The sequence below is a fragment of the Streptomyces viridochromogenes DSM 40736 genome (assembly GCF_000158955.1).
GTDB classification, from domain to species: Bacteria; Actinomycetota; Actinomycetes; order Streptomycetales; family Streptomycetaceae; genus Streptomyces; species Streptomyces venetus.
The window spans coordinates 7,618,052-7,630,976 of sequence record NZ_GG657757.1 but is presented as its reverse complement, the minus strand read 5'-3'; the positions used below and the strand labels follow the sequence as shown (position 1 = coordinate 7,630,976).

The 12,925-nt window shown below is 71.2% G+C and carries 12 protein-coding genes; all 12 read right to left on the bottom strand.

What is annotated here, in order from left to right:
* Positions 1-10 precede the first annotated feature (10 nt).
* The 12 genes from ispG to SSQG_RS33330 all read right to left on the bottom strand — a co-directional run bounded on the left by ispG (position 11) and on the right by SSQG_RS33330 (position 12,921).
* Positions 11-1,168, bottom strand: coding sequence for a flavodoxin-dependent (E)-4-hydroxy-3-methylbut-2-enyl-diphosphate synthase (gene ispG / locus SSQG_RS33380; RefSeq protein WP_003994389.1), 1,158 nt, complete (start codon positions 1,166-1,168; stop codon positions 11-13).
* Positions 1,169-1,172: 4 nt separating this feature from the next.
* A complete protein-coding gene (hpnH, locus tag SSQG_RS33375; RefSeq protein WP_003994388.1) occupies positions 1,173-2,195 on the bottom strand; it encodes an adenosyl-hopene transferase HpnH in 1,023 nt (340 codons plus the stop codon).
* Between the two features lie 5 nt (positions 2,196-2,200).
* Entirely contained in the window at positions 2,201-2,842 is a 642-nt protein-coding gene (locus SSQG_RS33370; protein ID WP_003994387.1) for a hypothetical protein, read from the bottom strand.
* Positions 2,842-4,836, bottom strand: a complete 1,995-nt coding sequence (shc, locus tag SSQG_RS33365) for a squalene--hopene cyclase (protein ID WP_039934175.1) — start codon at positions 4,834-4,836, stop codon at positions 2,842-2,844. The genes SSQG_RS33370 and shc overlap by 1 nt, the downstream gene beginning before the upstream one ends.
* Before the next feature lie 122 nt (positions 4,837-4,958).
* Positions 4,959-6,023 (bottom strand): polyprenyl synthetase family protein, encoded by a 1,065-nt coding sequence (locus SSQG_RS33360; RefSeq protein WP_078506970.1) that lies wholly within the window; start codon positions 6,021-6,023, stop codon positions 4,959-4,961.
* 74 nt (positions 6,024-6,097) lie between these two features.
* The gene (gene hpnE, locus SSQG_RS33355) at positions 6,098-7,504 is read right to left on the bottom strand and encodes a hydroxysqualene dehydroxylase HpnE (RefSeq protein ID WP_003994384.1); all 1,407 of its coding nucleotides are present in this window, start codon (positions 7,502-7,504) and stop codon (positions 6,098-6,100) included.
* Complete coding sequence (locus SSQG_RS44135; protein ID WP_425315024.1) at positions 7,501-7,734, bottom strand: DUF6380 family protein; 234 nt, start codon at positions 7,732-7,734, stop codon at positions 7,501-7,503. Before SSQG_RS44135 ends, hpnE begins: the two co-directional genes overlap by 4 nt.
* A 287-nt stretch (positions 7,735-8,021) precedes the next feature.
* Positions 8,022-8,972: a presqualene diphosphate synthase HpnD gene (gene hpnD / locus SSQG_RS33350; RefSeq protein WP_003994383.1), complete on the bottom strand. Its 951-nt coding sequence runs from the start codon at positions 8,970-8,972 to the stop codon at positions 8,022-8,024.
* Positions 8,969-9,871 (bottom strand): squalene synthase HpnC, encoded by a 903-nt coding sequence (gene hpnC / locus SSQG_RS33345; protein ID WP_003994382.1) that lies wholly within the window; start codon positions 9,869-9,871, stop codon positions 8,969-8,971. The genes hpnD and hpnC overlap by 4 nt, the downstream gene beginning before the upstream one ends.
* Positions 9,872-10,228: 357 nt before the next feature.
* A complete protein-coding gene (locus SSQG_RS33340) occupies positions 10,229-11,017 on the bottom strand; it encodes an ABC transporter ATP-binding protein (RefSeq protein WP_003994381.1) in 789 nt (262 codons plus the stop codon).
* Complete coding sequence (locus tag SSQG_RS33335; protein WP_003994380.1) at positions 11,010-11,939, bottom strand: ABC transporter permease; 930 nt, start codon at positions 11,937-11,939, stop codon at positions 11,010-11,012. The genes SSQG_RS33340 and SSQG_RS33335 overlap by 8 nt, the downstream gene beginning before the upstream one ends.
* A 109-nt stretch (positions 11,940-12,048) precedes the next feature.
* The gene (locus tag SSQG_RS33330) at positions 12,049-12,921 is read right to left on the bottom strand and encodes a glycosyltransferase family 2 protein (protein ID WP_039934172.1); all 873 of its coding nucleotides are present in this window, start codon (positions 12,919-12,921) and stop codon (positions 12,049-12,051) included.
* Positions 12,922-12,925 lie beyond the last annotated feature (4 nt).

The window sequence follows — 12,925 nt, the reverse complement described above, 5'->3', positions numbered from 1 at the left end:
TCCGTGCTGCTCAGCTCACGGTGACGGCCGGCTCCCCCGACCCCACGCCGTCCTGCTCCATCTGCTCGGCGATCTTCATCGCCTCTTCGATCAGCGTCTCGACGATCTTCGACTCGGGGACGGTCTTGATGACCTCGCCCTTCACGAAGATCTGTCCCTTGCCGTTGCCGGAGGCCACCCCCAGATCGGCCTCCCGGGCCTCGCCGGGGCCGTTGACCACACAGCCCATGACGGCGACGCGCAACGGCACCTCCATGCCTTCGAGTCCGGCGGTGACCTCGTCGGCGAGCTTGTAGACGTCGACCTGGGCGCGGCCGCAGGACGGGCAGGAGACGATCTCCAGTCGCCGCTGCCTGAGTCCCAGGGACTCCAGGATCTGGATGCCGACCTTGACCTCCTCGGCCGGCGGCGCCGACAGCGACACCCGGATCGTGTCGCCGATGCCCCTCGACAGCAGCGCCCCGAAGGCGACCGCCGACTTGATCGTGCCCTGGAAGGCCGGGCCCGCCTCCGTGACGCCCAGGTGCAGCGGATAGTCGCACTGCTCCGCGAGCTGCCGGTATGCCTCGATCATCACGACCGGGTCGTTGTGCTTGACGGAGATCTTGATGTCCCGGAAGCCGTGCTCCTCGAACAGGGACGCCTCCCACAGCGCGCTCTCGACGAGCGCCTCCGGGGTCGCCTTGCCGTACTTCTGGAGCAGCCGCCGGTCCAGTGATCCGGCGTTGACGCCGATCCGGATCGGGGTGCCGTGGTCCTGGGCGGCCTGCGCGATCTCCTTGACCCGGTCGTCGAACTGCTTGATGTTGCCGGGGTTGACGCGGACGGCGGCGCAGCCCGCCTCGATGGCCGCGAAGACGTACTTGGGCTGGAAGTGGATGTCCGCGATCACCGGGATCTGCGACTTGCGGGCGATGGTCGCCAGCGCGTCCGCGTCGTCCTGCGTGGGGCAGGCGACCCGGACGATCTGGCAGCCGGACGCGGTGAGCTCGGCGATCTGCTGCAACGTGGCGCCGATGTCGGAGGTGCGGGTCGTCGTCATCGACTGCACCGACACCGGCGCCCCGCCGCCGACCGCCACCGGACCGACCTGGATCCGGCGCGAGACGCGCCGCTCCGCGATCGGCCGGGCCGGCACCTCGGGGACCCCCAGGGGTACGGCGGTCATGTCGTCACTCCCGGTTTCCGGAGACCGTCTCGCGCATGGCGCGCAGCGACTCCTTCAGGGACCCCATGGTGGCGAGGACGGCGGTGGGCTCGTAGCCGCAGTGCGCCATGCAGTTGGCGCACCGCGGATCCTTGCCGCGGCCGTACTTGTCCCAGTCGGTGTCCTCGACCAGCTCCCGGTACGTCGGCACGTACCCGTCGGCCATCAGATAGCAGGGGCGCTGCCAGCCGAAGAGCGAGTAGTTCGGGATCGCCCACGCGGTGCACGGGAAGTCGACCTTGCCCTCCAGGAAGTCCAGGAAGAGCGGGGAGTGGTTGAGCCGCCAGCGGCGCCGGTTACCACCCGCGAAGGCCTTCCTGAACAGCTCGCGGGTCTGCTCCACGCCCAGGAAGTGCTCCTGGTCGGGAGCCTTCTCGTAGGCGTAGGCGGGCGAGATCATCATCTCGTCGACCTGGAGGTCGTCGTTGAGGAAGTTCAGCACCTCGACGACGGTCTGCGGGGTGTCGGTGTTGAAGAAGGTCGAGTTGGTGGTCACCCGGAAGCCGCGCCGCTTGGCCTCCTTGATGGCCTCCACCGCCTCGTCGAAGACGCCCTCCTTGGCGACCGACTCGTCGTGCCGCTCACGCAGCCCGTCGATGTGCACGGCGAAGGCGAAGTAGGGGGAGGGCCTGAACTGGTCCATCTTCTTACGCAGGAGCAGTGCGTTGGTGCACAGGAAGACGTACTTGCGCCTTGCCACCAGCTGACGCACGATCTCGTCGATCTGCGGGTGCATCAGTGGCTCGCCACCGGCGATGGACACCATCGGGGCACCGGACTCCAGCACCGCCCCCACGGCCTGGGCGACCGGCATCCGCTGCTTGAGCACCCCCGCCGGATGCTGGATCTTGCCGCAACCCTCGCACTTGAGGTTGCAGGCGAACAGCGGCTCCAGCTCGACGATGAGCGGGAACTTGTCCCGCCGGCGGAGCTTCTGTTCAGCCAAGTACGTAGCGACCTTGATGGACTGTCGGAGCGGCATGGCCATCTGGCTCACCTCCTGGGGAGCAGCAAGGAACGGTGCCATTCGAGATAAGCGGGAAAGACGGAGCGAAGGACACGGAAAGCCGATATTCCACCGCGCACCGTGCCGATCCGGACCAGTTCATGTTCAGGAGCGTCCACGACCACCCGGACGGCCGCAACCGGGCGCTCGCCCGCGCGCACGGCGCTCAGGAGCGTGGCGGCGGACTCCATGTCGACCGCGATCGCGCCGGTCGCGAACAGATCGGAGCGTTCCTGGCCGCGCACGACATGGTCGGAGCCGGTGAGCGGACCGGTGTGCACGGTCCGTCCGGGCACGGCGCGGACCAGCTCCTTGACCAGCCGTTCGGTCCCCACACAGGCGGTCGTGCCGTGCGGGTCGCGGGTCTCCTCGGCGACGACCAGGTCCCCGGGGTGCATGCCGGGGGCGAGTCCCGCGCAGAAGCCGGTGGCCAGGACGGCGGCGTCGCGCAGGGCCACGTCGGCGAGCATCCGGGTGACGGACCGCTCGGCCGCCGCGGGCCCCATGCCCGTGCGCAGCACGGTCACCGGGACGCCCGCGCCGCCGCACTCCCCCGCGCGCAGGGCGAGCTGCTCGATGCCGAGCGCGCAGGCGATCAGCAGCGGGGCCGGGGCGGGCCGGGTGCTCATCAGCTGCCCTTGAGCCGGTCGGCGAAGGGCTCCCCGTGGACGTACCGGCCGAGCGCGGTGAGCGGGAACACCTGCCGGTAGAGGTGGTAATTGATCGAGAAGTCCCACGGGAAGCCCGTCCCCGTGAAGTACGGCTCGTCCCAGGAGCCGTCCTCCCGCTGGGTGGCGGCGAGCCACTCGACGCCACGTTCGACGGCCTTGGAGTCCCGCTCCCCCGCCGCGAGCAGGGCCATCAGGGCCCATGCCGTCTGGGAGGCGGTCGAGGCGCCCCTGCCGCTCCACTCCTTGACGTACTTGTAGGAGCGCAGGTCCTCGCCCCAGCCGCCGTCGTCGTTCTGGACCGACTCCAGCCAGCTCACCGCCCGCCGGATCGCCGGGTGCGCCCCGGGGAGGCCGGCCGCGACCAGGGCGGGTACGACGGAGCCGGTGCCGTAGACGTAGTTGACGCCCCAGCGTCCGAACCACGAGCCGTCCGGTTCCTGCTCCGCCAGCAGCCACTCGATGCCGCGCCGGGTGCGCGGGTCGTGGGCGAGGCCCTCCACCGCGAGCATCTCGATGACGTGCGCGGTGACGTCGGCGGAGGGCGGGTCGATGACCTCGCCGAAGTCGCAGAACGGCAGCCGGTTGGGGAACGGGCTGGTGTTGTCGACGTCGAAGGCGGCCCACGCCCCGTTCTTCGACTGCATGCCGAGGGTCCAGCGCACCCCGCGCCCGACGGCCTTGTCGACCCGCACCGGGTCGTGGTGGGTGATCCGGCGCAGCGCGAGGATCACCTCGGCGGTGTCGTCGATGTCGGGGTAGTTGTCGTTGTGGAACTCGAACGCCCAGCCACCGGGCGGCAGTCCGGGCCGGCGCACCGACCAGTCACCGGGGCGGACGATCTCCTCGCCCAGCATCCAGTCCGCGGCCTTCACCAACTGCGGGTGGTCGGCGGGCAGTCCGGCGTCGACGAGCGCGATCGCGGCGAGGCAGGTGTCCCACACCGGCGACTGGCAGGCCTCGACCATCCGGGCCCCGTCCTCGCGCCACACGGCGAACCGGTCCAGGGAGGCCAGGCCTTCGCGCATCACGGGGTGCTGAAGGTCGTAGCCGAGCAGGTGCAGGGCGATGATCGAGTACACGGCGGGGGGCTGGATGCCGCCCCAGCAGCCGTCGTTCTCCTGCCGCTCGATGATCCAGCGGGCGGCGGCGTTCATGGCGGCTCGGCGCAGTCCGCGCGGAGCCACCTTCCGCAGGGCGTGCAGACCCTTGTCCATGCGCTGGAACGCCCCGTCCCAGCTGAACGCCGGCGCGAGGGGTCTGGGCGGGTTGGGCCGGGCCGGGTCGGTGTGCAGCTCGTCGAGCGGGAAGGGCGCGGGGCGTACCGGCCGCTTCGCGGAGACGATCGTGAGCGGCACTATGGTCTGCCGGGCCCAGCAGCCGAAGTCGTAGATGTTGAGCGGCACCCACTTCGGGAACCAGATGAGCTCCGGCGGGAGTTCGGGCAGGTCCTCCCACTTCCACCAGCCGAACAGGGCCAGCCAGATCCGGGTGAAGACCCGGGCGGCGGCGATGCCGCCCTGCTCGCGGATCCAGGCGGAGGCCTTCGCCAGGTGCGGGGAGTCGGGCGCGTCACCGGCCAGGCGCAGAGCGACGTACGCCTCGATGGTGGTGGAGAGTTCGCCCGGTCCGCCGTAGAAAGAGGCCCAGGTGCCGTCCTCGCGCTGCTCGCCGCGGATGAAGAGCGCCGCGGCCTGTGCGGTCTTCTCGTCGAGGACCCCAAGGAACTGACGTAGCATCAGGTCCTCGGCGTCCATCGTGACGTTGGTTTCGAGGTCGCCCTTCCACCAGCCCTGGGCGTCCTGGCGGGAGAGCAGGAAGTCGGTGGCGCGCCGTGCGGCGCGTACGGCGGCTTCTCGTACCCCGGCCGCCTCGGGGGTCTCGATGTCGTGTTCGCTGGCCGCGTCGGCCCGGGGTGGCAGGGCCCCGGTGCTTCCGTCGGTCGTCGCTGTCATGGCTTCCCCTTCGTGCAGTGGTGCAAGGTGTGCAGCTGCTGTGGGTCCGCCGTCGGCCGGTGCTCCGTGGTGTCTCGCGGCACCGGCCGGCGACTACGCGAGGGTTATTCGGCCGATAGTGATCATCTCTTTCGTACGACGACGAAGTCGGCGAGCGCCGTGAACTGCTCCCGCACCCGGTCGGGCATGTCGATGGCGTCGAGGGCTTCGATGGCGATGGTGTGCTGACGGCGTGCCTCGTCGGCGGTCCACTCGCGGCCGCCCGCCTCCTCGATGAGGGCGGCCCGGGCCGCGAACTCCTCCTCGGAGAAGTTCTCGAAGTCGCTGCTCTTGGCGTCGGCGGCGAGGATCTCGCCGAGCCGCTCGGAGGCGGACCCGCCCGCCGCGAGCGCGGCCACCACCGGCAGCGACTTCTTGCGCTGGCGCAGGTCGCTCCAGGTCTGCTTGCCGGTGGAGTCCGGGTCGCCCCAGATGCCGAGGAGGTCGTCGACGGCCTGGAAGGCGAGGCCCAGGTGGTAGCCGTACCTCTCGAGGGTGTCGGCGGTGCGGTCGTCGGCGCCGCCGAGGACCGCGCCGATGGAGCTGGCGCAGGCGAGCAGGGCGCCGGTCTTGTTGCCCTCCATCTCCAGGCACTCCTCGACGGTGACGCGGTCGCGGTGCTCGTAGGAGATGTCCTGGGCCTGACCGTCGATCAGGGCACGGGTGGCGGTGGTGAGACGGCGGGTGGCGCGGCCGGCCTCGACGGTGCCGAGTTCGAGGAGCATCTCGTTGGCCAGGGCGAACAGGGCGTCGCCGACCAGGATGGCCTGGGCGGGGCCGTGCACCTTCCACACGGTGTCGCGGTGCCGGCGCTGTTCGTCGCCGTCCATCAGGTCGTCGTGGAGGAGGGAGAAGTTGTGGACGAGTTCCACGGCGACGGCGCCGGGGATGCCGGTCTCGGGGGCGGCGGACATGACCTCGGCGGACAGCACGGCGAGCGCGGGGCGCACGGCCTTGCCGCCGTCTCCGGCCGCGGGCCTGCCCTGGGCGTCGATCCATCCGAAGTGGTAGGCGGCAACAGTGTCCATGGGAGGTGCCAGGCGGTCGATGGCCGCCCGCAGTACCGGCGAGGCCAGGGTCCGGCCGCGCTCCAGGAGCGCGGCCACGTCCACCGCGGTCTCTCGAGCGGCCTTCGAGGCCGGGGGCACAGTGGGCACAGTCTCTCCTCTTGTTGCGGTACCGAGGGTGCGGGGGCCGCCTGCCGCGCTGCCCTGATCGAGCGTCACGCCGCCTCCTCGAACTCGAAGAGGTGGCGAGGGCGGGGCCGGCCCAGGGCGTCCAGCACGGCGTCCGCCGCGCCGACGCCACTGCGGACCGCACTCTCCATGGTCGCGGGCCACCCTGTGGCGGTCCACGCTCCGGCCAGGTACAGGCCGGATGCCTTGGTGCGGGCGCCGGGCCTGAGGCGCTCGACGCCGGGGGTGGGAGCGAACGTCGCGGTGCGCTCCCGGGTGACGAAGAAGTCCTTCACTTCGGCACCGCGGGTGAGCGGCAGCAGGCGCTCCAGTTCGGGCAGGTACCGCTCGCGGAGCACGGCCACGGGCTGGTCGATCTCGTCCTGGGCCGCCGACTGGGAGAGGGCGAGGTACTGCCCGTCACGCAGCCCGGATGCCGCGGTGCGGTCGAAGACCCACTGCACGGGGCTGCCGAGCGCGGCGAAGAACGGCCGGGCCAGCACCTTCCGGTCGTAGACCACATGGACGTTGAGGATGGGCGCGGTGCCGATGCCCAGGAGCCGTTCGGGGGCGTCGAGGGCACCGTCGGGAAGCAGGTCGTGGGCCTCGCGCTGCGGTACGGCGAGCACCACCGCGTCGGCCTGAAGCGTCTCGCCGGGCACCTGGACGTTCCAGCGTCCGTCCCCGTTCCCGGAGACGGAGGCGACCCGGGTGCGGACCTCGGTGCGGACGCCCGCGGAGTCGAGGGCCTTGCGGGCCAGCCGGTCGTGCAGGTCGCCGAGCGGGACGTGCGCCCAGCCGATGTCGGCCGCGCCCGGGTCGGAGAGCAGACCGGTCTTGAACACCATCGCGGCGAGCCCCAGCGAGGCGTCCCCGGCGACCGCGTTGAGGGTGGCGACCCCGACCAGGTCCCACAGGGCCTCGACGGCCCGCGCGGACTGGCCGTGCGCGGCCAGCCAGCTGCCGAAGTCCTGTGTGTCCAGGGCCGGATCGGCGAGGTCGAGCCCCTTGAGCGCGAGCGCGGCCCGGCCCACCCGGGCGCGGTCGGCCAGCGACAGGTGTGGGTAGGCGGCGAGGCTGCGGCCCAGGTGCAGGGGCACGGGCAGCGCGTCGCGCCGCAGCCTGCCGAGCCGGCGCCCCGCGGGCCGCGCGGCGTCCAGGACGGGTACGTCGAGCCGGTCCTGCAACGGAGCCAGGGCGGCGCCCTCGACGCGGTCGAGGAACCAGCGGTAGGCGGTGCAGCAGCGCAGGTAGACGTGCTGTCCGTTGTCGATGGTGAGCTCGCCGCGCTGGAAGGAGAAGGCCAGGCCGCCGAGTCGCGGCCGGCCCTCCAGCAGGGTGACGCGCACTCCGGCGTCGGCGAGCGCGAGCGCGGCGGTGGTGCCGGCGAGTCCGCCGCCCACCACGACGGCGTGCCGTCCGTCCGGTCCCTCGGACCGCGTGCCGTGGGTCATCGTGCACCCTCCCCTGCGCGGCGGCCGTGCGGCTCGCATGACGCACGGCCGACCATCTCAGTCAGGGACGCGACCGCACGCCGGAGGGTTGCCCGCCGCTTGTCCCGGGCGGCGCCGGGGCACGACGCACCGCCGACCGCTACGCGTTCACGCGACCGGGCCGGGACGAACGAGTACTCGGCCGCGCGGCAAAAGCGCCAGTCGCACGGCAGGACACCGCCATGCGTCACCTCGCCACCGTGACCGGACAGGACGAACAAAGGCTCGGCCACGCGGCGGACACTCCGTTCGCACGGCGGGGTACCGCCGTGCGACACCTGGCCGCCGGAGGCGCGCCCCGCTCCGGGCGGCCTCCCGGACCCCGGCCGCGCGCAGCAGCCGTACGGGGGCCGGGGGGTGCCCCTCCCGGCGAGCACCTGTCCGGCCGCACGGCGCACGCGGGGGTCGCCGCACGGCGTCGCCCCGCGGCGGGGACAAGCCGTCCCGCCGGGGACCTGACCGCGCGTCCGTTCGTTCGTCACACACGCCTCCTGACGGCCCGTCGGGTCACGTGCCGGGCGTCCAGGCCGGACAGGCCGCGCACCGCGACATAGGCCTTCTCCCGGCCGGGCAGGGAGACGCGGCCGCGCAGCACGGCCTCCGGGTCGCGCTCGATGCGGTCGAGGAGGCGGCGGTAGATGCCGGCCATGGCGGCGACGCAGGCGCCGCTTCGCCGGTCGAGCATCGGGAGCAGCCGGTAGCCCTCGGCGAAAAGAGCGCGGGCCCGTCGCACTTCGAAGTGCACGAGGCCCGCGAAGTCGGAGCCCTCCGGTGGCCGTGGCCCGCTGAAACCGGCCGAGCAGCCGAACTTGGCGAGGTCGTCGGCGGGCAGATAGGTACGGCCGCCCACGGCGTCCTCGCGTACGTCTCTGAGGATGTTGGTGAGCTGGAGCGCGAGCCCGAGCGTGTCGGCATACTCGGGCGCGCGGTCGACGCCGCGCGCCCCCGGTTCCGTGCCGAACACCCCGAGCGAGAGGCGCCCGATGGCACCCGCCACACAGCGGCAGTAGACCTTCAGGTCGTCCCAGGTCTCGTAGGTCTCGCCGCGGACGTCCATCAGGACGCCGTCGATGAGCTCGTCGAGCCCGCCGAGCGGGATCGGGAAGTGCCGGGCGGCGTGGGTGAGGGCGACGGCGACCGGGTCGGTGTCGTCCTCGTCGATCTCGTCCTCGCGGATCCGGGTGAGCAGCGCCCGGGTCTCCTCCAGCCTGGCGACCTTGACGTCGCCGGCGAGCGCGCCGTCGCCGATGTCGTCGACCCGCCGCGAGAACGCGTACAGCGCCGACATCGCACGGCGCTGGGGCGCCGGCAGCAGCCGGATGCCGTAGGCGAAGTTACGGGCCTGCCGCCCGGTGACGGCCTCGCAGTAGCTGTAGGCGGCGAGTACCGGTGGGGACGCGTGCGGTTCCGACTCCACGGTCCGGATCACCCCTTCCCTCGCAGAGTCACGCCCACCTCACGCAGCAACTGGACCTTGCCGGGCTTGGGCGGGCCGGAAAGTACGTCGTAATCGGCGGCGGCGATCGCGCGGACGGCCGCCCTTCCCCCTGCCACGAACCCTGCGAGCAGCAGCTTCAGCCTGCCGTGGACGCTACCCACCAAGGGGGCGCCTTCATTCAGGAGATCCCGGGCCCTTTGCGCTTCGTACGCAATCAGCGCACGGACCGACGCTCCGGCGGTTTTCGTGGCGAGATCCGCCTCCTCGACATGAAAACGCTTCATGTCGGCGGCGGGCAGGTAAACACGGTCACTGCCGAGGTCCTCGGCCACGTCCTGGAGGTGCTCGACGATCTGGAGGGCCGTGCAGATCATGTCGGAGCGGCGGATCCGCTCGGGCGACGAGGTGCCGGTGACGGCGAGGACGAGACGGCCGACGGTGTTGGCGGACAGCTCGCAGTACGCGAGGAGGTCGTCGTAGGTCTCGTACCGCCTGACCACCTGGTCCTGGCGGTTGGCGGCGATCAGGCCGAGGAACGGCCCGGGGGTGAGCGAACGGCGGCGCACGGTCGGCTGGAGGCGGCGCAGCAGGGGGTGGTGGGGGGTCGAGTCGAAGACCCTGCGCAGGTCGGCCTCGAACGCGTCCAGCAGGGCCAGCCGGTCCTCGGCCTCCTCGGGGGACACGCCGAGCAGGCGGGCGTCGGCGCCGCCCGGGGCCAGGTCGCCGTCGCCGATGTCGTCGACGAGGCGGGCGAAACCGTAGACGGCCATGAGGTCCTCGCGCCAGGCCCGGGGCAGGAAGAACGGGGCCACCGGGAAGTTCTCACCCGCGGCCTTGTCGAGGGTGCCGCGCTCCGGATCGAGGGCGCGGGCCGTGCCGGTTCCCGTCACCGCCGACTGCCCGGAGCGGGGACGGCACGTGCTGCGTGGAGCTGGGGAGTTTCCGTAGCCATCGCCGTCACATCTCCCGTTCTACACTGCCGACCCAATACACACTATTTCGGACACGCCGCCCAGCCGTCCGCACGGCGGTCCGACGAGCGGTGTCGCGCATTATCGCCCTGATTGCCGTGTTTCGGGACCGGTACAGCTTACGTTGTACAACGTGTCGCGGTTCGCCAGGGTGTCCTGTGCATCACGAGAACACACCGATTGGCCCCAAGATTCCTGAGATGGGCCGGAGTTGACGTTTCCTTTGCAGACGCGGGCCCCGCCGGAACAGTTCCGGCGGGGCCCCGGCCGGCCGGTCTACTTGCCCGTGAACTTCTCGTACTCCTTGAGCACCTCGTCGGTCGGGCCGTCCATGCGCAGCTCGCCACGTTCCAGCCACAGGACCCGGTTGCAGGTGTCGCGGATCGACTTGTTGTTGTGGCTGACCAGAAACACCGTGCCGGCTTCCTTGCGCAGCTCCCGGATGCGGTCCTCGGAACGCTTCTGGAACTTCCTGTCGCCGGTGGCGAGGGCCTCGTCGATCATCAGGACGTCGTGGTCCTTGGCCGCGGCGATGGAGAAGCGGAGCCGGGCCGCCATGCCGGACGAGTAGGTGCGCATGGGCAGGGTGATGAAGTCGCCCTTCTCGTTGATGCCGGAGAAGTCGACGATCTGCTGGTAGCGGTCCTTGATCTCCTCGCGGGACATGCCCATGGCGAGGCCGCCCAGTATGACGTTCCGCTCGCCGGTGAGGTCGTTCATCAGGGCCGCGTTGACGCCGAGCAGCGAGGGCTGGCCGTCGGTGTAGACCTTGCCCTGCTCGGCGGGCAGCAGACCGGCGATGGCCCGCAGCAGGGTCGACTTGCCGGAGCCGTTGGAGCCGATCAGGCCGATGGCCTCACCGCGGTACGCCACGAAGGAGACGCCCCGCACGGCGTGCACCTTGCGCACCCCCCGCGCCGCGTCGTCGGAGCCTCGCCTGAGCATGCGGCTCAGAGCGGCGGTGGCGCTGCCCTTGCCGGTCTTGGCGCCGTTGACGCGGTAGACGATGTGCAGGTCGTCCGCGATGACGGTGGGAATCCGTGCGTCCTGCTTCTGCTCAGCCACGGCCGTACCTCTCCTCCGCCTTCCAGAAGTACACGAAGCCGCCGAGGGCGAACAGCACCGCCCAGCCGCCCGCGACCGCCCACACGTGGTCGGGGAGGTTCTCCGAGCCGTAGCCGTCGATGAGGGAGAAGCGCATCAGGTCCATGTAGATCGCGGCCGGGTTCCACTGCAGGAGGTTCGCGATCCAGTCCGGCTTGTCCTTGAGGAAGATCGGGATGGAGAACATCACCCCGGACGCGTACATCCACGTCCGCATCACGAACGGCATCAGCTGCGCGAGGTCCGGCGTCTTGGCCCCGGCCCGCGCCATGATCATCGCGAGGCCGGTGTTGAAGCAGAACTGCAGGGCCAGCACGGGCACGATCAGCGCCCAGGACAGGTCCGGGTAGCTGCCGAAGCCGATCGCCACGGCGAACAGCACGATCATCGAGAACAGCAGTTGCTGGAGCTGCTGCAGCGCGAAGGAGATCGGCAGCGAGGCGCGCGGGAAGTGCAGGGCGCGGACCAGTCCGAGGTTGCCGGAGATCGCGCGTACGCCCGCCATCACCGAGCTCTGCGTGAAGGTGAACACGAACACGCCCGTGACCAGGAACGGGATGTACACCTCGCGGGACATGCCCCGGTCGGCCTCCAGCAGCAGGCCGAAGATGAAGAAGTACACGGCCGCGTTCAGCAGCGGCGTGGCCACCTGCCACAGCTGGCCGAGCTTGGCCTGGCTGTACTGGGCGGTCAGCTTCGCCCGGGAGAAGGCGAGGATGAAGTGCCGCCGGTCCCAGAGCTGACGGACGTACTCGATGAGGGACGGCCGGGCGCCGCTCACGCTCAGCCCGTGCTTGGCGGCGAGTTCCGGCGCCGTGAGGCCCTCGTCGGGCGCCGCGGTCGCGCTCACCGCGACCGTGGCGTCGTGCGTTGTCTCACTCACTAGTGGAAACTTTCGTCTTCGAGATGCGCGGCCAGTGCGGGCCCGCATGAGCCGGGGGCCAGCGTACGGCCCCTCCCGGATACTCCCGGACACTCCGGATACGAGCTTGTCAGATGACGGGGGGCCGGCCCAGTCGGGTCAGCCGCCACACCGTACGCCACTTCATGGGCCGGCGGGGTCCGCACGGAGTGGTCCAGCCCTCGCGGAATCCGCCGAACCAGGCCCGCAGCGCGGGGCGGGACGGGCGGCGTACGAGGGTGAGCAGCAGCCACACCCCGAGGTAGACCGGGACGAGCGGCGCGGGCAGGTTGCGGCGGGCCAGCCAGACCCGGTTGCGGGCGACCATACGGTGGTAGACGGCGTGCCGCGAGGGAGCGGTCGTCGGGTGGTACAGCACCATGTCGGAGCGGTAGTCGATCATCCAGCCCGCGTCGAGGGCCCGCCACGCCAGGTCGGTCTCCTCATGGGCGTAGAAGAACTCGTCCGGCAGTCCGCCGACTTCGGCGAGGACGCGGGTGCGGACGGCGTTGGCGCCGCCGAGGAAGGTGGTCACGCGCGAGGAGCGCATCGGGTCGGCGGCGCGCAGCCGGGGGACGTGGCGGCGCTGGGTGACGCCGGTCTCCGGGTCGGCTATGCGAAAACTCACGATGCCGAGCTTCGGGTCCGCCTCGAACGCCTTCCGGCACAGCTCGGCGGTGTCATGGCTCGCGAGCAGGCCGTCGTCGTCGAGGAACAGCAGGATGTCGACGTCCCGGCCGGCGGGGCCGAAGGCCTCGATGCCGACGTTGCGGCCGCCGGGGATGCCGAGGTTCTCGGGCAGCTCGATGGTGCGGACGCCCTCGGGGACGTCCGGGACGGGCGAGCCGTTGCCGACGACGACCACCTCGACCCGGTCGCCGTCCTGCTTGGCGACGGAGTCGAGCAGGGCGCGCAGCTCCTCGGGCCGGTTGCCCATGGTGATGATGACGGCGCCGACCTTCATGCCG